Here is a 21,760-nt window from a genome sequence, read left to right as displayed (position 1 = left end):
CGTTTTAATGGCCGGATATGCCCAATAGCTCCCGTTCTCGCTTCTCCCGCTGGTTTCTGAGTTGCGCCGTGCTGGCCGGCATGTCCCTGCCCGCCACGCATGCCCTGGCGCAAGTGCCGCCCGGCCCGCCCGGTCCGGCTCCGCAAGGCGCGGCACAGCCCAATCAGCAGGCCAATCCGATGTGCGGCCGGCTCGAAGGCCAGCTGGCGGCGATCGACCGCGGCGGCGGCTCCGGCGACCCGGCCAAGGACGAGCAGATTCGCCGCTATCAGGACGCGGCAACCCGCCAGCAGGGCGAGCTCGATCGCGTGACGGCGCAGGCCCGGCGCATGGGCTGCGACAGCTCCGGGTTCTTCTCGCTCTTCAACAACAATTCGGCGCAGTGCGGTCCGGTCAACACCCAGATCCAGCAGATGCGCGCCAATCTCGACCAGATCACCGCCAATCTCGAGCGGCTGCGCTCCGGCGGGCTCGGCGGCGCCGACCGCGAGAACCAGCGCCGCTCGGTCCTGACCGCGCTGGCGCAGAACAATTGCGGTCCGCAATATGCCGCGGCCGCGCGTGGCCCCGGCAACTTCCTCGAGAACCTGTTCGGCGGCGGTGGCGGCGGCAATCCCAACAATCCGCTGCCCCCGCCCGATGCGCAGTATGGCGCCCAGTCCGGCACCTTCCGCACCGTCTGCGTCCGCACCTGCGACGGCGCCTATTTCCCGATCTCGTTCGCAACGGTGCAGGCGCGCTTCGCCGCCGACGAGCAGATCTGCAAGGCGCAGTGCCCTGCCGCGGATGCCAGCCTGTTCACCTACCGAAATCCCGGCGAGGACATCAACCAGGCGGTCTCGATCAGCGGCGTGTCCTACTCGTCGCTGCCGAACGCCTTCAAGTACCGCACCGAGTTCAATCCGTCCTGCTCCTGCAAGCCGGCCGGCCAGAGCTGGGCCGAGGCGCTGAAGGCGGTGGACGACAAGGCGTCCGCCGAGCAGCAGGGCGACATCATCGTCACCGAGGAGACCGCGCGGAAGATGCAGCAGCGGGCCCAGACCAAGGCCGCCGCCGGCAAGAAGGGCGCGCCCGCCGCCGCAGTTCAACAGCAGCCCGCAGCCGCTGACGCCACGGCACCGGCGGCCGCGCCGGCGAGCGACGGCCAGATCCGCACCGTCGGCCCGACCTTCATTCCCAAGCGGTAAGAAGAGCTCAGCCCTCGAACGCTTCCGCCGACGCGCGCGAGGTGCGCGCCACCAGCGTCTCGTCGGGCGCCGGCAGCGCCTTGCCGAAATCGCGGAAGCGGTTGGTGATGGGGTAGCGGCGGTCGCGGCCGAAAATTCTTCCGCGTCACCTTCACCCCCGGCGCCGCCTGCCGCCGCTTGTATTCGGCGATGTTGAGCAGGCGATCGACCCGGGCCACCACATCGCGGTCGAAGCCGGCTTCGATGATGGTCGCCAGCGGCTCCTCGCGCTCCACCAGCCGTTCGAGGATCGCGTCCAGCACGTCGTAGGGCGGCAGCGAATCCTGGTCGGTCTGGTTCTCGCGCAGCTCCGCGGTCGGCGGCCGGATGATGATGTTGACCGGGATCACCTCGCCTGACGGCCCGAGCGCGCCGTCCGGCTTCCAGCCATTGCGCAGGCTCGACAGGCGGAACACCTCGGTCTTGTAGATGTCCTTGATCGGATTGAAGCCGCCATTCATGTCGCCATACAGCGTAGCGTAGCCGACCGACATCTCCGACTTATTGCCGGTGGTCACCACCATCGCACCGGTCTTGTTGGAGATCGCCATCAACAGCGTGCCGCGGGCGCGCGCCTGCAAATTCTCCTCGGTGATGTCGCGCTCCAGCCCCTTGAACACCGGCGCCAGAATCGTCTCGAAGCCGTTCACGGCATCGGCGATCGGCAGGATCTCGTAGCGGATGCCGAGCGCGGCGGCGAGCTTGGCGGCATCGTCGAGTGACACCTGCGCGGTGTAGCGGAACGGCAGCATCACGCCGCGCACCTTGTCGGCTCCGAGCGCATCGACCGCGATCGCCGCGCACAGCGCCGAGTCGATGCCGCCGGAGACGCCGAGCAGCACGCCGGGAAAACCGTTCTTGCGGACATAGTCGCGCAGGCCGAGCACGCAGGCCGCGTAATCGGCCTTGTCGCCCTCGAGCTGCGCCGTGCTCGGCCCGTTGCAGCGCCAGCCGTCGGCGGTCTTGCGCCAGGTCAGCGTCGTGATGTTCTCCTCGAACGCCGGAAGCTGCGCCGCGACGGAGAGATCGGCATTCAGCGCGAACGAGGCGCCGTCGAAAATCAGCTCGTCCTGGCCGCCGACCTCGTTGAGATAGACCAGCGGCAGTCCGCTCTCGGTGACGCGCGCCACCACGATCGACAGTCTGAGGTCGGCCTTGTCGCGGGCATAGGGCGAGCCGTTAGGCACCACGAGAATCTCGGCGCCGGTCTCGGCGAGACATTCGACGACGTTCTCGTACTCTTCGGACTCCTCGAGCCAGATGTCCTCGCAGATCGGCACGCCGATGCGCACGCCGCGCACCGTCACGGGTCCCGGCGCCGGGCCGCGCGCGAACAGCCGCTTCTCGTCGAACACGCCGTAATTCGGCAGATTGGCCTTGAAGCGCAGCGCGGCGATGCGGCCGCCGTCGAGCAGCGCGCAGGCATTGTAGAGCTTGCCGTCCTCGACCCAGGGCGTGCCGATCAACATCGCCGGGCCGCCATCCCTGGTCTCACGCGCCAGTTCCTCGATCGCGGCGCGGCAGGCCGACTGGAACGCCGGCTTGAGCACCAGATCCTCCGGCGGATAGCCGGCGATGAACAGCTCCGACAGCACCACGAGGTCGGCACCGTCGGCCTTGGCTTTCTCGCGCGCGGCGCGCGCCTTCGCGGCGTTGCCGGTGACGTCACCGACCGTCGGATTGAGTTGCGCCAGGGTGATCTTGATCTGTTGTTCGCTCATACGCTTAAGTTGTCCTGCACAACAGCAAACTTCAATCACCATCCGGTCATGGTGCGATTGCAGAAATCGCGCCATGGCCGTCGGTGGTGTCTTTTGAGCATGATCCGATCGGAAAACCGGTTCCCACTTTCCGGATCATGCTCGGGAATCAGAACGCGCCCATGCGTTCGGCGAGGGCGAACAGCCAGAACAGCCCGGCCATGACAAGCGCGACGCCGACCGCGGCCGAGCCCATGTCCTTGACCCGCCCGATCTGCGGATCGTGATCCATGGTCAGGCGATCGGCGAGCTTCTCGATCGCGGTGTTGAGCAGCTCGATGACGAGCACCAGCACCACGGTGGCGACCAATTCGACCCGGCGCATCACGGTGGCGCCGACCAGCCAGGCCAGCGGCAGCGACAGCGCCAGCGCCACCACCTCCTCGCGAATCGCCTGCTCCGAGCGAATGGCGAATGCCAGCCCGTTGCGCGAGTTGATGGTGGCTCGCCAGAACCTCAGCAAGTCACTGCCCCCAAGTCACTGCCTGCGCCAAGTCACCTGCCCCAAATCACAAGCCCGCGGCGGCCGGCATCGGTTTGACCTTGCCGGCGCGCTCCTGCTTCAGGAGCTCGGCGATCAGGAAGGCCATGTCGATCGACTGTTCGGCGTTGAGGCGGGGATCGCAGACCGTGTGGTAGCGGTCGTTGAGGTCCTCATCGGTGATGGCGCGCGCGCCGCCGATGCATTCGGTGACGTCCTGTCCGGTCATCTCCAGGTGCACGCCGCCGGCATGGGTGCCCTCGGCGGCATGGATCTGGAAGAACGACCGCACCTCAGACAGCACGCGGTCGAACGGCCGCGTCTTGTAGCCCGAGGTCGAGGTGATGGTGTTGCCATGCATCGGATCGCACGACCACACCACCTTGCGCCCTTCCCGCTGCACGGCGCGGATCAGGCCGGGCAGATGGTCGCCGACCTTGTCGGCGCCGAACCGGTTGATCAGGGTCAGCCGCCCCGGCTCATCGTCGGGATTGAGGATATCGATCAGCTTCAACAGCTCGTCCGGCTTCAGCGACGGGCCGCATTTCAGGCCGATCGGATTCTTGATGCCGCGGAAATATTCGACATGGCCGTGATCGAGCTGGCGGGTACGGTCGCCGATCCAGATCATGTGGCCGGAGGTCGCGTACCAATCGCCGGTGGTGGAATCGACCCGCGTCATCGCCTGCTCGTAGCCGAGCAGCAGCGCCTCGTGGCTGGTGTAGAAATCGGTGGCGCGCAGCTCGGGATGGCTCTCGAGATCGAGGCCGCAGGCGCGCATGAAGTTCAGCGCATCCGAGATGCGGTCGGCCAGCTCCTTGTAACGGCGTGACTGCGGCGAATCCTTCAGGAAGCCGAGCATCCACTGATGCACGCTGCCGAGATTGGCGAAGCCGCCGGTGGCGAACGCGCGCAACAGGTTCAGCGTCGCGGCGGATTGGCGATAAGCCATCAGCTGGCGCTGCGGATCGGGAATGCGCGCTTCCGGGGTGAAAGCGATGTCGTTGACGATGTCGCCGCGATAGCTCGGCAGCTCGACGTCGCCCTGCTTCTCGGTCGGCGACGAGCGCGGCTTGGCGAACTGGCCGGCGATGCGGCCGACCTTCACCACCGGCAGCGCGCCGGCATAGGTCAGCACGACCGCCATCTGCAGCAGGACGCGGAAGAAGTCGCGGATGTTGTTGGCGCCGTGCTCGGCAAAGCTCTCGGCGCAGTCGCCGCCCTGCAGCAGGAAGGCCTCGCCGGCGGCGACCCGCCCCAGCGCCTTCTTCAGGCTGCGCGCCTCGCCCGCGAACACCAGCGGCGGAAAGGTCGCCAGCTGGGCCTCGACATCGGCCAATGCCTTGGCATCGGGATAATCGGGCACCTGCAGCACCTTCTTGGCGCGCCAGCTATCGGGTGTCCACCGCTCGGACATGAGGTCAACTCCTGAGCAAAAACCGCAACCTAATCACGGCATGAGGAAAGCCCGGCTTATACACAGGGCCCTACTTTCCCGCTAGAAGGATTCCTGCAATCTGGTCAAGCCCTTGCAGGGAAATCCGAATTCGCATTTGGTAGAGCATAGCATGAATGCCGGGGAAATCGCCGTGGCCTCCGCCGCGCTGGACGACGTTTTTAGCGACGACATCGTCGTGCCGGCCGCGGACGGCTATCCGCTCGCCGCGACGCTGTTCCTGCCGCGCGGCACGCGGCGCCACGCCGTTCTGATCAATTCGGCTACCGCCGTGCCCCGCAAGGTCTATCGCGGCTTTGCCGGCTACCTCGCCCGCCGCGGCGCGGCGGTGCTGACCTACGACTACCGCGGCACCGGCGATAGCCGGCCGATGGCGGCGACAGGCCTCAACAAGCCGAAATCGCTGGCCGGCTTCAAGGCCACGATGGCGGATTGGGCCGCGCTCGACGCCACCGCGGCGGTGAGCTGGATGCGCGAGCGCTACCGCAATCTCCCCTTCGCCTATGTCGGCCACTCCTTCGGCGGCCAGGCACTCGGCCTGCTCGCCAACAATGCCGAGATCCCGCGCGCGCTCCTGATCGCCTCGCAGGCTGCCTATTGGAAGCTGATGGCCTCGCCCGAGCGCTACCGCGTCGTCGCCTTCCTGAACGGCGTCGGCCTGCCGTTGGCGCGCACGCTCGGCTACCTGCCCGCCTGGGCCGGCCTCGGCATGGACCTGCCGAGGGGCGCGTTCGAGCAATGGCGGAGCTGGGTGATGCGGGAGCGCTATCTGCTCGATGATGCCACGCTGACGGCGCGCGAGAATTTTCCAAAGTTCAAGGGCGAGCTCCGCGCTCTCGTCATGACCGACGACACCTGGGCGACGCGGCCGGCGGTCGAATTGCTGTGCTCCGCCTTCACGTCGATCACGCCCGAGATCATCTCGATCCGTCCCGCCGACGCCGGCGCAAAAGCGATCGGCCATCTCGGCTTCTTCCGCAGCGAACACCGCAACGCGCTGTGGCGCGGCGCCGCGGAGTGGATTGAGGCGGAGGGATAGACGCGAACCATCACCGCCGTCGTCCCTGGCGCAAGCCAGGACCCATAACCACCGAATTTGCTTGTGAACGGGAACGCGGCCCCAGCCTCGCGCAACAATTGAGATTTGGGGTAATGGGTCCTGGCTTGCGCCAGGACGACGATGAGGATGGCTCTCGCGCGATGCGATGCACCGCTGATGCGTAGCTCGTCTCGCTGTCATCGCCCGGCTTGACTGGCGATCCGGTATTTCTGAGACGCTGGTGCTTGAACCGAGAAGCCGCGGTGTACTGGATCGTTCGCATGCACGGGCGATGACACCAAAGAGAATGAGAGCTCGCTGCTCTTTCCACACATCGTCCCTGCGAAAGCACGGACGACGCCGCATGTATTGCGCTGCCGGTGAGTCATACTTTCGCATTCTCGCGACATGAATCGCCCGAGCTTTGCTCTCCAACTCGGATTCGTGGTCAAGATGATGGGTATCGCTTCGCTCCACCCATCTACCAGTCTCACACCACCTTCCGCGGCGCAGCCGTCGCAGCATCGCCCGTGTTGGGTGTCCCGGTCGGCTCGATCAGCAGCAGATGCACCTCTTCCCGTGCGACGGGTCGGTGCTCGACGCCCTTCGGCACGATGTACATCTGGCCGGGAGTTAGCGTCACGGTGTGATCGCGCAGCTCGATGTCGAGGATGCCTTTCAGCACGAGGAAGAAGTCGTCGGTGTCGTCGTGCTTGTGCCAGACGAACTCGCCCTGGACCTTCACGACCATGACGTCGCAGGCATTGAATTGCGCCACGGTGCGCGGCGACCAGTGGTCAGAGAATGTCGACAGTTTCTGCGAAAGATCAATCGCGCCGCTCATGATGCCTCCGGGTCCGGGCCAGCCTGCCGGACTCGTTAGCTCAGCCGCGCGAGGCACTCAATGCACGCCCCTTAGCCTCTCCGGATATGTACTCGGCCCGTTGCGCCCGTTGATGTCGCAAGGCGCTTCGCCGTTGGTGGCCCGCCGCGCCAGCAATTCCTTTTCGGCCTGATACCAGAGCTGATCCATCTTGCCCGGCGGCTCGCCGGCGTCCTTCCACAATTCGTAGGCGCGGGTCCGGATCTCCTGCTCGGTTGGGCCTCTCATGCGCGGCTCCCTCAATTTGAGACATCAAACTGTTTGAGAGTGGAACGGACAGCATAGCGCAAGGTTCCAAGGCGCGCGAGACGGCCACGCGCCGATGACGCGTGGCCTGTGCACAGCGCCGCCGCGCGGGCCATTCGCCGGAAACCGGGTTCGATTTGAGCGCGCGCGAAGAGCGGCCCTGAGGAAAAGTCCCTGGTGGATGTGCATGTCAACAAGGGTGCCCTAATTCCCCGCCACGAAGCGCGGCCGTCGGCGCCGGTCTTGCGGAGGCGCGCTACCCCTTCTGAGGTATGAAACCTTTGCCCGCTTCCGCAGACAAAAACTCATCAGGATTTTGCCACGAACCTTCCTGGGGCTAGAGACAGCGCCGTCCGCATGTATTTTAAGCGGGCGGCGTTGGGCTGTCAGGCAGGGCACATTCCCCGTTCGCGATCGCCAGGAGAGCACCAGGACGGCAGCGCCGGCCCCGCGGGTTAGGCTACTCCGCCGCCTGGCGAACGTGGCGCGCGGTCGGGGTGCGCATCGTCACCAGCTCTTCGGAGGCGGTCGGATGCAGCGCGACGGTGGCGTCGAAATCGGCTTTGGTCGCCCTCATCTTGACGGCGATCGCGACGGCCTGGGTGATTTCGGCGGCGCCATCGCCGACGATGTGGCAGCCGAGCACGCGGTCGCTCGCGCCGTCGACCACGAGCTTCATCAGCACGCGGGTGTCGCGGCCGGACATCGTCGCCTTGATCGGGCGGAAATCAGTCTTGTAGATGTCGACGTGGCTGAACTGCGCCCGCGCCTCCTCTTCCGTCAGTCCGACGGTGCCGACCTCCGGCTGCGAGAACACCGCGGTCGGGATCGTCGCGTGGTCGACCTGGACCGGGCGCTTGCCGAATACGGTGTCGGCGAAGGCATGGCCTTCGCGGATCGCCACCGGGGTTAGATTGGTGCGGTGGGTGACGTCGCCGATCGCGTAGATGTTGTCGACCGAGGTCTTCGACCAGCCGTCGACCTGGATGCCGCCATTGGCGGGATTGATGGCGACGCCGGCGGTCTCGAGCCCGAGATTGGCGACATTGGGATGCCGGCCGATCGCGAACATCACCTGGTCGGAGGCGATGCTCGAGCCGCTCGACAGATGCGTGGTGAAGTCATGGCCGTGCTTGTCGACCTGCGCCACCGTGCAGCCGGTGATGATGGTGATGCCGCGCTTCTCCATCTCGGCGCGGACATGCTTGCGCACGTCCTCGTCGAAGCCGCGCAGGATGTTGTCGCCGCGATAGATCACCGTGACGTCGGAGCCGAAGCCGGCAAAGATGCCGGCGAATTCCAGCGCGATGTAGCCGCCGCCCTGGATCACGATCCGCTTCGGCAGCTCCTTGAGGTGAAACGCCTCGTTGGAGGAGATCACGTGCTCGATGCCGGGCACGATCGGCCCGTGGTTGGGCGCGCCGCCGGTGGCGATCAGGATGTACTTCGCCGTCACCTTCTCGCCGGTGGCGAGTCTGATGGTGTGGGCATCCTCCAGCACCGCGCGGGTCTTTACGATCCGCGCGCCCGACTTCTCGACATTGGTGGTGTAGGCGCCCTCGAGCCGGGCGATCTCCTTGTCCTTGTTGGCGACCAGCGTCGCCCAGTCGAACGAGACCTGCCCGATGCTCCAGCCGAAGCCGGCGGCGTCCTCGATCTCGTCGTGGACGTGGCTGCCGATCACGAACAGCTTCTTCGGCACGCAGCCGCGGATCACGCAGGTGCCGCCCATCCGGTACTCTTCGGCGACCATGACCTTCGCGCCGTAACCCGCGGCGATGCGGGCGGCACGAACGCCACCCGAACCACCACCGATGACAAACAGGTCGACGTCAAACTCGGCCATGGCAGTACCTCTTCCTTCCTTCTCCCTCGCCCCGCTCTTGCGGGGTCGAGACGAGCGAAGCTCGCTCTTAGAGGGTTGAGGTGAGGGGCATCTCCACGAGCCAGCTAGTGGAAAGTCCCCCTCACCCGGCGCTCCGCCGTAGCCGAAGCTTCGCTTCGGCGTCGCTTCAGTAACGGCCGCCGGCGGCGACCTGTGCCTCCCCCCGCAAGCGGGGCGAGGTGACAACGTGCTCAGATATCCTTGCCGCGCTTCTTCATCTCGGCCTTGAACTGGGCGTTGACGATCACGCCAAACTGCTGCGCCCACTCCTGCATATATCTCAGCGAATCGTTGATTGCCTTGGGCTCGGAGGTCAAAAGCTTCTGACCGAGCGGCGTCTTGTAGAAGATCACGAGATCCTTCAGCTCCTGCTCGGTGAACTCGGCGGCGTAGAGCTGCGCCATGCCCTCGCCGATTTCCTTCTCGCTGCCAGCCAGATTCTTGGCGATGACCAGTGCGACCTCGTTGAGATCCTTCTGGTAGTTCAGGTATTGCTGCAGCAGGCCGGTCTTGGTCTTCTCGATGATGCCCGGAACGGCACCGGCATACATCACCGAGACGTTCTTCATCGTCAGGATTTCCTTGGCGTATCCGATCGCCGCGGGTGTCGACTGCTTGACGTCCTTGGGCATGGGAGGCAGCTGCGGCTGCTGCGCCATCGCCGGTGCGAGCGCCAGTCCAGCCGCCAGCGCCGCAGCCGACAAAAGTCCCGAAAAACGATTCATTCCAAGTCTCCTTGCTTGCGGCCTCATGGCCGTTCAACAACCTGAATTCCCTGCGCGCCGGCCAGCACGGCGACGCTGCCAAGCCCGATGAACAGGCCGTGTTCGACCACGCCCGGTATAGCGCTGAGCAAACCGGCAAGACGCGGCGGATCGCCGATCCGGCCGAGATGGGCATCGACGATCCAGTGGCCGCCATCGGTGACAAAAACGTGACCGTCCTTGCCTTTCCGGATCAGCATCTCGCCGGACACGCCGGCCTCTGAAAACGCCCGCGCCATCGCGGCCTGCGTTGCGGCGAGCCCGAACGGGATCACCTCGACCGGCAGCGGAAAGCGGCCGAGCACGTCGACCCATTTGCTGTCGTCGGCGATCACGATCATGCGATCACTGGCGGCCGCGACGATCTTCTCGCGCAGCAGCGCACCGCCGCCGCCCTTGATCAGGTTGAGCGCCGGGTCGATCTCGTCGGCGCCGTCGATGGTGAGGTCGAGATGGTCGATCTCGTCCAGCGTGGTCAGCGGAACGCCGCAGCGGATCGCATCCGCGCGGGTCGCTTCCGAAGTCGGCACGCCGATCACTTTCATGCCCGCACGGACCTTCTCGCCGAGCAGCTCGACGAAATGCTTCGCGGTCGATCCGGTGCCGAGCCCGAGCTTCATGCCGTCGCGCACCTCTTCGAGCGCGCGCGCCGCCGCCTGGCGTTTCAGTGCGTCCATGTCCACGTGCCGATAGCCCCTCGGTTGGTCCGTTACGGGCCGCCATCGGGTGGCCCGGCGGGCGCATATCTAGCGTCGTTTTGCAGGCAGGAATAGCGGCAAGCGGACCAGTCTTTAGGCCGAAACGGCGTCCATCGCGGCCAAAATCGCCGAAAAGCGCTCCTCGACCTCGGCCCGCATCCCGGGATGGGTGAAAATGTAGAACTGGTCGTCGCGGATCGCGGCCAGCACGCGGTCCGCGACCGCCGCCGGATCGAGCCCAGCATCGAGCTGCCGCGCGATCTCGGCGACGACAGCGGCCATCGAGCTTGCCGGATCGAGCTGACGGGTCGGGCCGTACTGCTCCGGGCGATTGCGCCCGCTCTCGCCGATCCGGGTCCGCACAAAGCTCGGACAGAGCACGCTGACGCCGATCCCGAGCGGCCTGAGCTGCATGGCGAGCCCTTCGGACAGGCCGACGACGGCGAACTTGGTCGCCGAATACGGGCTCAAGCCAAGCCCGGCATTCATCCCGGCCATCGAAGCCGTATTGACGATATGGCCACCCTCGCCGTGCCCGCGGATGTGCGGCAGGAAGCTCCTGATGCCGTGCACGACGCCCATCAGATTGACGTCGATCACCCAGCGCCAGTCGTCGACCGAGATCGGGTCAATGCCGCCGCCGGCCGCGACGCCGGCATTGTTGCAGACGACATGGACCGTGCCGAAGGCGCGGAACGACGCCTCCGCGGCGCGATCGACGCTTAGGGGATCGGCAACGTCGCAGACAACGCCATGGACATCCGCACCGCCGGCGCGCAGCGCATCGACGGCCGTGTCCAGTGGACCGGTTTCAACGTCGGCGAGCATCACCTTCATGCCCTCGCGGGCGAAGGCGGTAGCCATCGCAAGTCCGATTCCGCTGGCCGCGCCGGTGACAAAAGCGGCTTTTCCGACAAGTTCCCGCATCTCTGCCGCCCCTATTTCATGACCTGCCCACATCTACTCTTGCATCGCAGCGCCTGGCCCGATAGCCAAAAGCATCATGTCCGCCTCCTCTCCCCCCATCGTCGTATTCGATCTCGACGGCACGCTGGTCGACACCGCGCCTGATCTGATCGGCGCCCTGAACCATGTGCTCGACCGCGAGGGCCTGCGGCCTGTGCCGCTGGCGGCCGCGCGCAACATGATCGGCGCCGGCGCGCGCAAGCTGCTCGAACGCGGGCTCGAGGTGGAAGGACGCGCGGTCAGCGTCGGTGACCTCGACCGCTTGACCGCGGATTTCGTCGACTATTATGCCGAACATATCGCCGATGGCTCGCGCCCGTTCGACGGGCTCGAGGCCGCGCTAGACCGGCTCGAGGCAAAGGGCCATCGCTTTGCGGTGTGCACCAACAAGCTGGAATGGCTGTCGAAGCTGCTGCTCGACCGGCTCGGCCTGATCAAGCGCTTCGCCGCGATCTGCGGCGCCGATACGTTCGGCATCGCAAAACCCGATCCGACGTTCCTGCGCGAGACGGTGGCCCGCGCCGGCGGCCGGCTGCCCGGCGCCATCATGGTCGGCGATGCCGGCCCCGATGTCGGGGTGGCAAGGCGCGCCCAGGTCCCGGTGATCGGCGTCGATTTTGGCTATACCGACGTCCCGATGACCGAGCTGAAGCCGGACCGGCTGATCAGCCATATGCGCGATCTCCCGCACGCGGTCGCCAGCCTGAGCGCGGCATAAACTTTCAGTAATATATTGATATCGCTTGGCAATATTTAGCCATGCGAATTTGCCATTAACCATCCGCTAACGAACAGGCCCCTCGCTGTTGCGCCTCTGTTTCGACGCACCTATGGTCCGCTCCGGGGATTGTGGCTGATTGCCGCAGTAGAGTGTGGATCATGCGTCGTATCATCGTGATTGCGGCCGCCGGGCTGAGCCTGGCCGGCTGCTCCTCCTTCTCATTGGATTCGTTCAAGTCGGCGCCGCCGCCGATGCCGGTGCAGCTGGATTCGAACCCGCCCGGCGCCGACGCCGTGACCTCGCTCGGACCGGGCTGCAAGACGCCCTGCACCGTGTCGATCCCGGCGCCGGAGACCAACTTCTCGGTCACCTTCAACATGCCGAAGTTCCAGCCGGCGACCGTTCCGGTCACCGTGACCCGCGTTCCCGGCGACTTCACCACGCCGGCCACCACGACGCTGGATCCGAGTCCGGTGTTCGCCGAGTTGCAACCGGCCGGCCCGCCGCCGCGCGCGGCGAAGAAGCCGATACGGAAGAGGAAGCCGAAGCCGGCTGCCGCAGCGGCTCCCGCCGCCGCCGCTCCGGACTCCGCGTTCCCCGCCCCGAGCGCGGCTGAGCCGGCGCCGGCCGCGGCTCCGTCGCGCTAGCGAAGGCGGCTGCACCGGATTTGCATTGCACAAGAGCCCGGCCCAAAGCCGGGGTTTTTGTATTTGGTGGAGGCACATCCGCGATTGCGATCATGCATCGCGTGATATGCTTCGCCTATCGCTTTGCATGTTGCGGATCATCCATACGATCATCCCTTGGGACGCATTGTGACAACGCGCCAACATGCATAGATTGCGGATGCCGGAGCCGATCACGGCGCGGCAGGCAGGAAACAGATTGCAAGGCCCGAACTGAATGAACGGATCCACGCAAGCGCATTCCGACACGCTGTTTCGTCCGATGACCGATCCGTTCGGCCGGACCATCCGCTATTTGCGCGTCTCCGTCACCGACCGCTGCGACCTGCGCTGCTTCTACTGCATGTCGGAGGACATGACCTTCCTGCCGAAGGCCGATCTCTTGACGCTCGAAGAGCTCGACCGGCTCTGCTCGGCCTTCGTCGCCAAGGGCGTGCGCAAGATCCGCCTCACCGGCGGCGAGCCGCTGGTCCGCCGCAACGTGATGGGCCTGGTGCGCTCGCTGTCGCGCCATCTGACCACGGGCGCACTCGACGAATTGACGCTGACCACCAACGGTTCGCAGCTGGCGCGCTTCGCCCAGGAGCTGGCCGATTGCGGCGTGCGCCGCGTCAACGTCTCGCTCGACACCCTCGACCCCGTAAAATTCCGGGCCATCACCCGCTGGGGCGACATCGACAAGGTGCTGTCGGGCATCGAGGCGGCGCGCTCGGCGGGACTCGCGGTCAAGATCAACGCGGTCGCGCTGAAGAACATGAACGAGGACGAGATTCCGGCGCTGATGGAATGGGCGCACGGCAAGGGCATGGGCCTCACCCTGATCGAGGTGATGCCGATGGGCGACATCGGCGAAGGCCGGATCGATCAGTACGTACCGCTGTCCTTGATGCGCGCGCGGCTCGAGAAGCACTACACGCTGACCGATCTTTCCGACGACACCGGCGGCCCCGCCCGCTACGTCCGGGTCGCCGAAACCGGCGGCAAGCTCGGCTTCATCACGCCGATGACCCATAATTTCTGCGAATCCTGCAACCGGGTGCGTATCACCTGCACCGGCACGCTGCACACCTGCCTCGGCCACGAGGACGCCTCCGACCTGCGCCGGCCGCTGCGCGCCTCCGCCGACAACGACCTGCTGGCGGCGGCCATCGACCGCGCCATCGGACTGAAGCCGAAGGGGCACGATTTCATCATCGACCGCCGCCATAACCGTCCGAGCGTCAGCCGCCACATGAGCGTGACCGGCGGCTAGTCTTCGAGCTCCCTCCCGACGCGCGGCCTGTCCCCCGATTACCAAGGCGGGACAACAGTTTGCCGCGGCGTCAATTTGTCCATTTTCCGATTGACGGCGTTCCACGGCGCTGATTTGGTGAATCAGCTTTCACGCTAGTCTGGCCAGCATAGGCCGCTGCCCTCCGTCGGCTCCTGCCGACGATCCCCGGCAGCCAAGAACGGCTGAAGCGGATTTCGGGGGAGGACGAACGTTTGCAACTGCTCCTGAAAGTGAGCCGTGGCTCCGTGCGCATGCGCGCGGCGGCCAGATGATGCTTGAAGAGATATTCGGCGCGCGGATGGCGCGGCCGTGGAGATCGTGATGCGCCCATTGTTGGCATTAAGTCAGGCCATCGACCAACTCAACGAGAAGATCGGCTACATCTGCAACCTGCTGGTGCTGATCTCGTGCCTGGTCAGCGCCGGCAACGCCATGATCCGCTACGCGTTCAGCTACTCGTCGAACGGCTGGCTCGAGGCGCAGTGGTACATGTTCGCGATCCTCGTGATGTTCGGTGCCTCCTACACCTTCAAGCGCAACGAGCATGTCCGCGTCGAGATCATGTATCTGATGCTGTCGGAACGCGGCCAGCTCTGGCTCGACCTGATCGGAACGCTGTTCTTCCTGATCCCGGCCTGCCTCCTGCTCGCCTATCTGTCCTGGCCGTTCTTCTACCAGGCCTATGCGGTCGGCGAGATGAGCGGCAACGCCGGCGGCCTGCTGCGCTGGCCGATCAAGTTCGTTATCCCGTCCGGCTTCGTGATGCTTGCGCTGCAAGGCGTCTCAGAGGTGATCAAGCGGATCGCCGCGCTGCAGGGCTACGTGACCATCGACGCGAAGTATGAGAGGCCGACTCAATGATCACGCTGGAGATGATGCCGCCACTGATGTTCGGCGGCCTGATCGTAGCGATGCTGATCGGTTATCCGGTGGCGTTCACGCTCGCCGCGGTCGGCCTGTCGTTCGGGTTCCTCTCGATCTATCTCGGCTTCTTCGACCTCAACTTCCTGCAGGCGATCCCGGGCCGCATCTTCGGCAGCGTGCTGTCCAACGAACTGCTGCTGGCGATCCCGTTCTTCACTTTCATGGGCGCGATATTGGAGAGATGCGGGCTCGCCGAGGACATGCTGGATTCGATGGGCCAGCTGTTCGGCCCGATCCGCGGCGGCCTCGGCTATTCCGTGATCATCGTCGGCTTCATCCTCGGCGCCATCACCGGCACGGTGGCGGCGCAGGTGATCGCGATGGCGCTGATCTCGATGCCGGTGATGATCCGCTACGGCTACAACATCCGCTACATCACGGGCGTGCTCGCCGCCTCCGGCACCATCACGCAACTTGTCCCTCCCTCTCTCGTCCTGATCGTGCTCGCCGACCAGCTCGGCAAGTCGGTCGGCGACATGTATCTCGGCGCCTGGGGCCCATCGGTGTTCCAGATCCTGCTGTTCGCCGGCTACACCTTCGTGCTCGGCATCTTCAAGCCGAGCCATGTGCCGGCGGTGCCGATCGAGGCGCGCACGCTGACCGGCTGGGCGCTGTGGAAGAAGTGCCTGCTCGGCATCATCCCCTCGGCGGTGCTGATCTTCGTCGTGCTCGGCACCATGATGATGGGCCTCGCGACCCCGACGGAAGCCGGCGCCATGGGCGCGGTCGGCGCCATTGTGCTCGCCGCCATCCACCACAAGGATTTCAGCGCCACCGGCAACAAGGTGCTGATCGTCGGCGTGATCGCCGGCGGCATCGGCACCATCATCGCGATGCTGTACAGCGAGAACTTGATCTTCAAGCTCGCCTTCGCGATCACCTACGCCGCGGTGGTCTGGATCTGCCTCGAGGCCGTCAGGATCCCGGACCTGCGCGACCTGATCAAGCAGGGCTACGAGACCACCATGCGGATCACCTGCATGGTCACCTTCATCCTGATCGGCTCGACCTGCTTCTCGGTGGTGTTCCTCGGCGTATCCGGCGGCACCTGGCTGGAGCACCACCTGACCTCGCTGCCCGGCGGCGTCTGGGGCTTCCTGATCTTCATCAACCTGTTCATCTTCTTCCTGGCGTTTTTCCTCGACTTCTTCGAGATCGCCTTCATCATCCTGCCGATGATCGCGCCGATCGCACAGAAGGTGCTGGCGCCAGTGGTCGGCCCCGACGCGGCGCTGATCTGGTTCGGCGTGATGCTCTGCGTCAACATGCAGACCTCGTTCCTGCATCCGCCGTTCGGCTTCGCACTGTTCTATCTGCGCGGCGTGGCGCCGAAGGAAGTCAAGAGCTCCGACATCTACTGGGGCGCAATGCCCTGGATCGGCCTGCAGGCGATCATGGTGGCGCTGGTGATCGCGTTCCCGGTCGTCGTCACCGGCCTGCTCGACAAGCCGCTCGATGTCGACCTCAACAAGGTCAAGATCGAGGTGCCGCAGATCGACCTGCCGCCGCTGGACTTCGGCCAGCCGAAGCAGTAGCCGGCATCAGCGCATTCGGCGCGCCTAGAGCATTTCGGTTCTGATTGAATCAGAATCGAAGCTCTGGATTCTTGTCTTGACGCGTTTTCTTCACGCGGACCGGCGTCCACTTCGCCCAAAATGCTGTTGCGGGCGCGAGGCACGCCGCTGTTGACGGCACCGGCGCGGCCTGTGAAGACGGGGATACGGATCGTCCTCCAATTCACAGATCGCCGCCATGCCCCAACTGCATCCCGCCCGCTCGCTCATTCGCCCGCTGATGCTGTCGTTTGGTCTGGCGCTCGCCGCGCCCGCAGCGCATGCAGCCGACATTCGCGCGCTGGCGCAACAGGAACAGCAGCCGCTGCTCGACACCCTGCGCGACCTCGTGCAGATCGAATCCGGCAGCAAGGACATCGAGGGTCTGAACCAGCTCGCCGAGCGGATCGCCGGCCAGCTCAAGCAGCTCGGCGGCACGGTCGATATCCTGCAGACCACCGATATCTACCGTCTCGACGACACGCCCGAGAAGATCGGTCCCGCCGTGCAGGCCGTCTTCAAGGGCACCGGCAGCGCGAAGATCATGCTGATCGCGCACATGGACACGGTGTATCTCAAGGGCATGCTGAAGGACCAACCCTTCCGCATCGATGGCGACAAGGCCCATGGGCTCGGCATTGCCGACGACAAGCAGGGCGTCGCCACCATCCTCCACGCCGTGGCATTGCTGCAGAAGCTGAACTTCAGGAACTACGGCACGCTCACGGTGCTCATCAATGGCGACGAGGAGATCTCTTCGCCCGGCTGGCGCAGCACCATCACCCGCCTCGCCGCGGAACAGGATGCCGTATTCTCGTTCGAGGGCGGTGGCACCGACGGCACGCTGCGTCTCGCCACCAGCGGCATCGGCTCGGCCTACCTCACGGTGCACGGCAAGTCGTCGCATGCCGGCGCCAGGCCCGAAGGCGGCGTGAATGCGCTCTATGAGCTGTCGCACCAGGTGCTGCAGATGAAGGACCTGTCCAAGCCCGAGCAGGGTCTGAAGCTGAACTGGACAGTGTCCAAGTCCGGCACCAACCGCAACGTGATCCCCGCCGAAGCCACCGCCCAGGCCGATGCGCGCGCGCTCAAGGTGGCGGATTTCGACGAGCTCGAGAAGGCCTTGCAGGACAAGATCAAGAATCGCCTGCTGCCGGACTCCAGGGTGGACGTGAAGTTCGAGGTGCGCCGCCCGCCGCTCGAGACCACCGACGCCTCGCGCCGCGTCGCCGGCCACGGCAAGACGATCTACCAGGAGCTGGGCCTGTCGCTGAACGTCGCCGAGAGGGCCACAGGCGGCGGCACCGACGCGGCGTTTGCCGCCCTCAAGACCAAGGGCGCCGTGGTCGAAGGCATGGGCCTGTCGGGCTTCGGCGCGCACTCCAACGATGCGGAATACGTGCAGATCAACAGCATCGTGCCGCGCCTCTATTTGACCACGCGCATGATCATGGACCTGTCCGACGGCAAGGTGAAGTAGACCGGCAAGGCCGCGGCACGTTCGCGGGCCGGCTCAGGACGCCGCCGGCTCCGCCTTGGCGAGGCGGAAGCGCAGCGTGAACTGGGCGCCGCCGGACGGCAGGTTCTCCACTCTTACCGTTGCATCGTGATCGTCGACGACGCCGCGCACGATCGAGAGCCCGAGCCCCGCGCCGTCGGTGCGCTGGCGATCGCTGCGCCAGAAGCGCTGGAAGATCAGGCCCTGCTCGGCGGGCGCAATCCCCGGCCCGCAGTCGCGCACCTGCACCGAACCGTTGTCGTGCACCTCGACATCGACCGAAGTCCTCTCGGCGGTGTACTTGATGGCGTTCTCCGCCAGATTGAAGATCGCCCGCTGCAGCATCTCCGCATTGCCCCTGACCTGCACCGGATTGTCGGTGCCGCGCAACGCGATGTCTTTCTGCTGCGCCAGCGCGTAGGGCGCGATCGAGCCGACCACCTCGGCGCACACCGCGCGCAAATCCGCGGTCTCGCCGGGATCCAGCACCAGCGTGTCGAGCTCGGCGATCTCGAGCAGCTGGCTGACGATGCGGCTCATGCTCTCGATGTCGACATGCAGCTCCCTGGTCCCCTTGGCCGCATCGAGCGTTTCGATCCGGGTCCTGAGGATCGCAAGCGGCGTGCGCAGCTGATGCGCGGCATCGGCCGTGAACTGGCGCTGCACGTGAAAGCCTTCCTCAAGGCGATCGAACGCCTGGTTGACGGCCGTCACCAGCGGCAGGATCTCGCTCGGAATTCCCTCCGTCGGCAGGCGGATATCGGTCCTTGCCGGTCCGATGCTCCTCGCCTCCTCCGAGGCCCGCAACAGCGGTGTCACCGCGCGGCGGAAGATCAGGATGTCGGTGGCAAGCAAGATCAGAAGGATCGGGATGGTGATCCAGCCAACCCGCCGGAAGAAGTTGGAGACGATGTCGTCGATGATGACGTCGCGATGCGACAGGTCCTCGGCGACCAGGATGCGCAACGTCTGGCCGCCGAGCAGCTTGGTGACGCTGGCACCGGAAATCCGGTTGGCGGACACCGGCAGTCGCGGCGCCTCGCGATGTGACGAGAACAGCAGATGACCGTCGGCATCGTAGATGTCGTAGCGGTATCGGCCGTAGGCGTCGGAATAGAGTCCCTTCAGGCTGTCCGGCAGGTTGAGCTGCACCTTGCCTGCGGCATCGACCGAGAGGTTCTGGCCGAGATCGGCGGCTTGGTCGCGCATCGCTTCGCGATGCAGCTGATTTATCTCCGAATTCAACAGCCATAGCAGCAGCAGCGGCAGGAAGATCGCCGCGACCGCGACCGCCACGATGTGCAGGAACACGATCCGCGACGTCAGCGACTTGAAGCGGAACACGCCTACTTCTCCTCCGCCATCAGATAACCGACGCCCCGAATGGTATGGATGATGACCCTGGCGCGGTGCTCGGCGAGCAGCTTGCGCAGCCGCGACACGTAAACCTCGACGGCGTTCGAGGCGACCTCGCCGGACAGGCCGAAGATGTGGTCCTCGACATTCTTCTTCGGCACCACCCGCCCCTGCCGCCGCAGCAGGATCTCAAGCACGGATGTTTCGCGCGCCGAGAACACGTGCGGAGCGCCGTCGACGAACACCTGCTTGCTCTCGGTGTCGTAGACCAGATTGGCGAGCTTCAGCGAGGAGCCGAGCAGCTGGCCGGGCCGGCGCAGGATGGCTTCGAGCCGCGCCACCAGCTCTTCCAGCGCGAACGGCTTCGCCAGATAGTCGTCCGCGCCGCTGCGCAGGCCGCTGACCCGATCCTGCAGGCCGCCCCGCGCGGTCAGCACCAGGACCGGCAGCGGATCGGTCTTGCGGCGAAGCTCCGACAGCACCGACAAGCCATCGCCGTCGGGCAGACCGAGATCGAGGATCATGGCGGCATAACTGACGCTGCGCAGCGCATCGCGCGCCTCGGCAACGCTGTTGACGACATCGGACTCGTATCCCGCCGCCATCAGCCCGCTGGCGAGCAGCCGCGAGAGCTCGACATTGTCCTCGACGATCAGAAGGCGCATCGCAGCAATCCAGTCCTCATTCGATCGATCTTCCGCTTGCTGTCGTCAAAACAAGACGCATGCGAAGGTGACGTCTCGATGGCGACACAAGCGCATGTTGCTCCAGCTAGTGTTACTGCCCTGAAAACAGATACCGCCAACCCGCTGAATCAAAATCTACGCCAGGCGCCTTTGATTGCGCCCGTGTAAGGCTGACGTCAGCTAGCCATGATAACATAACGGATTGCACGTTCGCGCCCGGAGATCGAGAACTGGCAGCTGCCGCCACGGCCAGCGACCGGCGGTCATGCGTCTTCGCAAGCCGCGTCGCGCCGCTGCCGTGATCGCGGCATGGAAAAGCCCCGGCGCTTTCGCTCCGAGGCCGATTTCCTGTCCAACTTACAGCAATCACGCCTGCGAATGGCGCGCCATGAAATTGTCGTAGCCGACCTCGGCGACCTGGAACCATTGATAGCCGTTGTTGGAGAACGAGGTCAGCGAGTCATAGACCTTCTTGAAGTTTGCATTGGTCGCCGAAACCTCGGCATGCAGCTCTTTGGCGGCCTTGAAGGAAGCTTCCATCACCGCAGGCGGGAACGGACGCAGCTTGGTGCCGACCGCGAGCAGCTTCTTCAGTGCGATCGGATTGGCCTGGTCGTAGCGCGCCATCATCCAGTTGTTGGCGAGATGGCCGGCCTGCTCGAGCACGAACTGATAATGCTTCGGCAGCGCGTTCCACTTGTCGAGATTGATCATCGCCACCAGCATGGGGCCGCCTTCCCACCAGCCGGGGAAGTAGTAGTTCGGCGCGACCTTGTAGAAGCCGAGCTTCTCGTCGTCGTAGGGACCAACCCACTCGGCCGCATCGATGGTGCCTTTCTCCAGCGCCGGATAGATGTCGCCGCCGGCGAGCTGCTGCGGCACCGCGCCGAGCTTCTGCATCACCTTGCCGGCAAAGCCGCCGATGCGGAATTTGAGGCCCTTGAGATCGTCGACGCTGTTGATCTCCTTGCGAAACCAGCCACCCATCTGGCAGCCGGTGTTGCCGGCGAGCAGCGAGGTGACGTTGTAGCTCTTGTAGAACTCGTTGAGCAGGTCCTTGCCGCCGCCCAGCATGAACCAGGCCTGGTTGAGGCGCATGTTGGGCCCGAACGGCACCGCGGAGCCGAAGGTGAAGGTCGGGTCCTTGCCGAAATAATAATAGGGCGCGGTGTGCCCCATCTCGACGGTGCCGTTCTGCACGGCGTCGAGCACCTGCAGGCCCGGTACGATCTCGCCGGCGGCAAAAGTCTGGATCTGGAATTTGTTGTCGGTGGCTTCGCCGACCGCCTTCGCCATCAGCTCGGCGCCGCCGTGCAGCGTGTCGAGCGACTTCGGCCAGCTCGTCGTCAAGCGCCACTTGAGTTCCGGCATTGACTGCGCGATCGCGGGAGCTGCGACCGTGGCGGCGCCGGCGACGCCCAGACCCGTGACCTTGATGAAATCTCTTCGCTTCATTTGAATCCTGCCCTGTTCGATTGTGTTGTCCGAGCGTCGACTGCTTTCGATCGTCGCGCCGCTTTTCTTTTTGCCGTCATGACCGGTGACCGATCACACGCCGCCTTCGTGCCGAGGCTTCGGATGCGAGCATGGAACATCCCCTTCACGAATGCCAGACGCAAAAAACCCGGCCTCCTTGCGGAGGCCGGGCAATGCGTTCGC

General features: G+C 65.2%; 19 protein-coding genes and 1 pseudogene. 8 read left to right on the top strand and 12 right to left on the bottom strand.

Annotated elements, in window-relative coordinates; all coding sequences use genetic code 11:
• The first annotated feature begins 17 nt into the window (after window positions 1–17).
• Window positions 18–1,187, top strand: a complete 1,170-nt coding sequence (locus tag ACVWY5_RS13285) for a DUF2865 domain-containing protein (protein WP_038377473.1) — start codon at window positions 18–20, stop codon at window positions 1,185–1,187.
• A 7-nt stretch (window positions 1,188–1,194) separates the two neighbouring features.
• Here the strand turns inward: ACVWY5_RS13285 and ACVWY5_RS13280 are convergent.
• From ACVWY5_RS13280 to ACVWY5_RS13270, 3 genes and pseudogenes are all read right to left on the bottom strand, one after another.
• Window positions 1,195–2,947: pseudogene (locus ACVWY5_RS13280) on the bottom strand (NAD+ synthase).
• A gap of 148 nt (window positions 2,948–3,095) precedes the next feature.
• Window positions 3,096–3,449 (bottom strand): diacylglycerol kinase, encoded by a 354-nt coding sequence (locus tag ACVWY5_RS13275; protein WP_028334253.1) that lies wholly within the window; start codon window positions 3,447–3,449, stop codon window positions 3,096–3,098.
• A 46-nt stretch (window positions 3,450–3,495) separates the two neighbouring features.
• Window positions 3,496–4,884: a class II 3-deoxy-7-phosphoheptulonate synthase gene (locus tag ACVWY5_RS13270; protein WP_028334252.1), complete on the bottom strand. Its 1,389-nt coding sequence runs from the start codon at window positions 4,882–4,884 to the stop codon at window positions 3,496–3,498.
• Window positions 4,885–5,035: 151 nt separating this feature from the next.
• Between ACVWY5_RS13270 and ACVWY5_RS13265 the strand changes: the two genes are divergently transcribed.
• A complete protein-coding gene (locus tag ACVWY5_RS13265; RefSeq protein WP_051376155.1) occupies window positions 5,036–5,962 on the top strand; it encodes an alpha/beta fold hydrolase in 927 nt (308 codons plus the stop codon).
• Between the two features lie 490 nt (window positions 5,963–6,452).
• Here the strand turns inward: ACVWY5_RS13265 and ACVWY5_RS13260 are convergent, their stop codons facing one another.
• From ACVWY5_RS13260 to ACVWY5_RS13235, 6 genes are all read right to left on the bottom strand, one after another.
• Entirely contained in the window at window positions 6,453–6,806 is a 354-nt protein-coding gene (locus ACVWY5_RS13260; protein WP_028334250.1) for a cupin domain-containing protein, read from the bottom strand.
• Between the two features lie 57 nt (window positions 6,807–6,863).
• A complete protein-coding gene (locus ACVWY5_RS13255) occupies window positions 6,864–7,073 on the bottom strand; it encodes a DUF2934 domain-containing protein (protein ID WP_038377471.1) in 210 nt (69 codons plus the stop codon).
• Between the two features lie 478 nt (window positions 7,074–7,551).
• On the bottom strand, window positions 7,552–8,937 hold the full coding sequence (gor, locus tag ACVWY5_RS13250; protein WP_028334249.1) for a glutathione-disulfide reductase: 1,386 nt from the start codon (window positions 8,935–8,937) through the stop codon (window positions 7,552–7,554).
• A gap of 230 nt (window positions 8,938–9,167) precedes the next feature.
• On the bottom strand, window positions 9,168–9,701 hold the full coding sequence (locus ACVWY5_RS13245; protein WP_028334248.1) for a DUF2059 domain-containing protein: 534 nt from the start codon (window positions 9,699–9,701) through the stop codon (window positions 9,168–9,170).
• Window positions 9,702–9,724: 23 nt separating this feature from the next.
• Complete coding sequence (rpiA, locus tag ACVWY5_RS13240) at window positions 9,725–10,423, bottom strand: ribose-5-phosphate isomerase RpiA (protein ID WP_321176809.1); 699 nt, start codon at window positions 10,421–10,423, stop codon at window positions 9,725–9,727.
• Window positions 10,424–10,531: 108 nt separating this feature from the next.
• A complete protein-coding gene (locus ACVWY5_RS13235) occupies window positions 10,532–11,365 on the bottom strand; it encodes an SDR family NAD(P)-dependent oxidoreductase (protein ID WP_038377470.1) in 834 nt (277 codons plus the stop codon).
• A gap of 76 nt (window positions 11,366–11,441) precedes the next feature.
• Between ACVWY5_RS13235 and ACVWY5_RS13230 the strand changes: the two genes are divergently transcribed.
• The 6 genes from ACVWY5_RS13230 to ACVWY5_RS13205 all read left to right on the top strand — a co-directional run bounded on the left by ACVWY5_RS13230 (window position 11,442) and on the right by ACVWY5_RS13205 (window position 18,041).
• A complete protein-coding gene (locus ACVWY5_RS13230) occupies window positions 11,442–12,122 on the top strand; it encodes an HAD hydrolase-like protein (protein WP_038377469.1) in 681 nt (226 codons plus the stop codon).
• Between the two features lie 161 nt (window positions 12,123–12,283).
• Window positions 12,284–12,772: a PEGA domain-containing protein gene (locus ACVWY5_RS13225; protein ID WP_028334244.1), complete on the top strand. Its 489-nt coding sequence runs from the start codon at window positions 12,284–12,286 to the stop codon at window positions 12,770–12,772.
• Window positions 12,773–13,028: 256 nt separating this feature from the next.
• Window positions 13,029–14,063, top strand: a complete 1,035-nt coding sequence (gene moaA, locus ACVWY5_RS13220) for a GTP 3',8-cyclase MoaA (protein WP_016844402.1) — start codon at window positions 13,029–13,031, stop codon at window positions 14,061–14,063.
• 342 nt (window positions 14,064–14,405) lie between these two features.
• Entirely contained in the window at window positions 14,406–14,945 is a 540-nt protein-coding gene (locus ACVWY5_RS13215; protein ID WP_028334243.1) for a TRAP transporter small permease subunit, read from the top strand.
• Window positions 14,942–16,543, top strand: coding sequence for a TRAP transporter large permease (locus tag ACVWY5_RS13210; RefSeq protein ID WP_028334242.1), 1,602 nt, complete (start codon window positions 14,942–14,944; stop codon window positions 16,541–16,543). The genes ACVWY5_RS13215 and ACVWY5_RS13210 overlap by 4 nt, the downstream gene beginning before the upstream one ends.
• Window positions 16,544–16,760: 217 nt before the next feature.
• Window positions 16,761–18,041 carry a M20/M25/M40 family metallo-hydrolase gene (locus ACVWY5_RS13205; RefSeq protein ID WP_028334241.1) on the top strand — a complete coding sequence of 427 codons (1,281 nt, stop codon included), beginning with the start codon at window positions 16,761–16,763 and terminating at the stop codon, window positions 18,039–18,041.
• 33 nt (window positions 18,042–18,074) lie between these two features.
• On the opposite strand, the gene ACVWY5_RS13200 is transcribed toward ACVWY5_RS13205, so the two are convergent.
• From ACVWY5_RS13200 to ACVWY5_RS13190, 3 genes are all read right to left on the bottom strand, one after another.
• Window positions 18,075–19,403 (bottom strand): sensor histidine kinase, encoded by a 1,329-nt coding sequence (locus ACVWY5_RS13200; protein WP_028334240.1) that lies wholly within the window; start codon window positions 19,401–19,403, stop codon window positions 18,075–18,077.
• A gap of 2 nt (window positions 19,404–19,405) precedes the next feature.
• Window positions 19,406–20,080: a response regulator transcription factor gene (locus ACVWY5_RS13195; RefSeq protein ID WP_028334239.1), complete on the bottom strand. Its 675-nt coding sequence runs from the start codon at window positions 20,078–20,080 to the stop codon at window positions 19,406–19,408.
• A 387-nt stretch (window positions 20,081–20,467) separates the two neighbouring features.
• Window positions 20,468–21,556, bottom strand: coding sequence for a TRAP transporter substrate-binding protein (locus ACVWY5_RS13190; RefSeq protein WP_028334238.1), 1,089 nt, complete (start codon window positions 21,554–21,556; stop codon window positions 20,468–20,470).
• Window positions 21,557–21,760: the final 204 nt, after the last annotated feature.

It is taken from the genome of Bradyrhizobium sp. USDA 3256 (assembly GCF_054058275.1).
Note: the sequence above shows the minus strand (reverse complement) of the source record. Positions and strands in the feature narration are given on the sequence as shown.

Excerpts from the sequence above, each read along its gene's own strand:
- ACVWY5_RS13225 (WP_028334244.1), top strand. The coding sequence starts at position 12,284 with ATGCGTCGTATCATCGTGATTGCGGCCGCCGGGCTGAGCCTGGCCGGC.
- ACVWY5_RS13205 (WP_028334241.1), top strand. The coding sequence starts at position 16,761 with ATGCCCCAACTGCATCCCGCCCGCTCGCTCATTCGCCCGCTGATGCTG.
- ACVWY5_RS13270 (WP_028334252.1), bottom strand. The coding sequence starts at position 4,884 with ATGTCCGAGCGGTGGACACCCGATAGCTGGCGCGCCAAGAAGGTGCTG.
- ACVWY5_RS13245 (WP_028334248.1), bottom strand. The coding sequence starts at position 9,701 with ATGAATCGTTTTTCGGGACTTTTGTCGGCTGCGGCGCTGGCGGCTGGA.
- ACVWY5_RS13285 (WP_038377473.1), top strand. The coding sequence starts at position 18 with ATGCCCAATAGCTCCCGTTCTCGCTTCTCCCGCTGGTTTCTGAGTTGC.
- ACVWY5_RS13210 (WP_028334242.1), top strand. The coding sequence starts at position 14,942 with ATGATCACGCTGGAGATGATGCCGCCACTGATGTTCGGCGGCCTGATC.
- ACVWY5_RS13265 (WP_051376155.1), top strand. The coding sequence starts at position 5,036 with ATGAATGCCGGGGAAATCGCCGTGGCCTCCGCCGCGCTGGACGACGTT.
- moaA (WP_016844402.1), top strand. The coding sequence starts at position 13,029 with ATGAACGGATCCACGCAAGCGCATTCCGACACGCTGTTTCGTCCGATG.
- gor (WP_028334249.1), bottom strand. The coding sequence starts at position 8,937 with ATGGCCGAGTTTGACGTCGACCTGTTTGTCATCGGTGGTGGTTCGGGT.
- ACVWY5_RS13195 (WP_028334239.1), bottom strand. The coding sequence starts at position 20,080 with ATGCGCCTTCTGATCGTCGAGGACAATGTCGAGCTCTCGCGGCTGCTC.
- ACVWY5_RS13235 (WP_038377470.1), bottom strand. The coding sequence starts at position 11,365 with ATGCGGGAACTTGTCGGAAAAGCCGCTTTTGTCACCGGCGCGGCCAGC.
- ACVWY5_RS13230 (WP_038377469.1), top strand. The coding sequence starts at position 11,442 with ATGTCCGCCTCCTCTCCCCCCATCGTCGTATTCGATCTCGACGGCACG.
- ACVWY5_RS13260 (WP_028334250.1), bottom strand. The coding sequence starts at position 6,806 with ATGAGCGGCGCGATTGATCTTTCGCAGAAACTGTCGACATTCTCTGAC.
- ACVWY5_RS13190 (WP_028334238.1), bottom strand. The coding sequence starts at position 21,556 with ATGAAGCGAAGAGATTTCATCAAGGTCACGGGTCTGGGCGTCGCCGGC.
- ACVWY5_RS13215 (WP_028334243.1), top strand. The coding sequence starts at position 14,406 with ATGCGCCCATTGTTGGCATTAAGTCAGGCCATCGACCAACTCAACGAG.
- ACVWY5_RS13255 (WP_038377471.1), bottom strand. The coding sequence starts at position 7,073 with ATGAGAGGCCCAACCGAGCAGGAGATCCGGACCCGCGCCTACGAATTG.